Below are 2,073 nucleotides of genomic sequence, written 5' to 3'. Positions count from 1 at the left end.
GGTTGTGTGATGGTTACGTCTTGAGTAGTGTTACATCCATTAGCATCTTTAATGGTAATGGTATAAGAACCAGCATTCAAACTGGCGAAAGTACCGCTTGGTAAAAAAGTAGCTCCATCAATGGCATAGGTATAAGGTGCAGTTCCATTAGCCCCGGCTACGGTCACACTACCGCTATTATTCCCAAAACAATCTACATTGGTTTGGGAAGAAATAGAAGCTGTTAAAGCTGCATTTGGTTGTGTGATGGTTACGTCTTGAGTAGTGTTACATCCATTAGCATCTTTAATGGTAATGGTATAAGAACCAGCATTCAAACTGGCGAAAGTACCGCTTGGTAAAAAAGTAGCTCCATCAATGGCATAGGTATAAGGTGCAGTTCCATTAGCCCCGGCTACGGTCACACTACCGCTATTATTCCCAAAACAATCTACATTGGTTTGGGAAGAAATAGATGCGGTAGGAGGAGGTGATACTGTTATTGTAGCTTGACTAGTTGCGATATTGCTTCCCGAACATAAACCTGAATTAGTGAAAACAGCTCTAAACTTAGTGGTTTGAGTTAAATTAATTCCAGTATAAGTTGTTGTTGTATTAGCTATATCAATCCAAGTTGTAAACGGACTAATTGAAGATTGCCATTTAACTATAGTAGAATTAGCCGTAATACCAGTTACTGTTAATAAAGGACTATTAGCACCTGAGCATATTGTAGCATCGGGACCAACATTTCCTTTTAAGGGAATACCAAATGTCAAAGGAGTATCAATACATAAACTTGAATTTTCACTATTACCGCTAACAGATGCTAATTTGGTAATATTAATTAGGCCAGGATTATTGATATCACAGATATTAAAACCGATACTACCAAATGGAATATTAAATTCTAAAAAAGAACCACCACCACCATTACAACCAGTAGCGCTTCCATTTAAAGCAGCTAGACCATTATTAATAGGCAATAGTGTTTTGATATTTCCATTTCCGGAGTATAAGTTAAAAGTATTGGCATTTGAATTAATTTCTAAAATATATTCAGCTCCTGCTACAGTTAAAGGACCACCAAAAGTATCAGAGGTTAATCCTGTTGTAGCATTATTATCTGTATCTAAATATAGTCTAAAAAGAGCTGCTCCACCATTACCGATATTCATACCTAATCTTAATACCTGATTTTGTGTATCAACTTTAGCACGAATAGTTCCAATTTCACATGTTGATGATGGACTTGGATTTAATTGTTGGCTAAATACTATTCCAGTTGCATATTCATCACCTGATACTCCAGGTCCAGGACAGTATTTACCATCAAATATATCTTGAGCAAAAATATTTACTATATTGATAAAGCATAATAGTAAAACAAAAAAAGTGTTTCGTTTTAAATTTTGGAAAGGTAGATTTGTTTTCATATTGATTTGTATTAAACCGTTAATAATGAAATGAATTTAATCTATGAAGAGTAATGATTATCAATAAAATGATAATCATTTATTTTTTGAAAGAATGACTTGTAATAGTTGTTTAGAAATAAACTATATGTATCAAAATCGAGTATAATGAATTAATTTGCTTGAAATTAATTTCATTCGGGGGTCAAAAACATTTATTTGTTCTATAGGAACAAATCTTATAATTAAATTTATGAATATTTAACAGGACTACTCTTTTTTTTCTTTGAATAACTTAAAAACTCGTTTAAATGTATTTTTTTGGGTAGATTTAATTAAAAAAGTGATTGTTTAATACAGATTGTTATAAACAGAAAAACCTCGAATAAATCTGTATTCGAGGTTTTTAAAATGAAGTTTTTTTGCTTATAGTGCTGTAATAATAAATTCGCTTCTTCTATTCATTTGGTGTTCTTCTTCGGTACATTTTACTCCATCGGCACATCTGTTAACTAATTGTGTTTCGCCGTAACCTTTGCCAGTTAAACGATTTGGATTGATACCGTTTTGAATCAACCAATTAATAGTTGATTTGGCTCTTTTATCGGATAAAGCTTCGTTGTATTTGAAAGAAGCACGACTATCGGTATGCGAACGAATATCAAGTTTCATATTCGGA

2 protein-coding genes are annotated in these 2,073 nt (G+C 32.8%); both read right to left on the bottom strand.

The genetic code is table 11. The features are described 5' to 3' along the window. A partial coding sequence (locus AC4FRF_RS17495; protein WP_491161577.1) for a SprB repeat-containing protein occupies positions 1-1,415 on the bottom strand: 1,415 nt, incomplete at its 3' end. Between the two features lie 405 nt (positions 1,416-1,820). Then, a partial coding sequence (locus AC4FRF_RS17490) for an OmpA family protein (protein ID WP_491161575.1) occupies positions 1,821-2,073 on the bottom strand: 253 nt, incomplete at its 5' end.

It is taken from the genome of Flavobacterium sp. ST-158, assembly GCF_058309975.1.
Note: the sequence above shows the minus strand (reverse complement) of the source record. Positions and strands in the feature narration are given on the sequence as shown.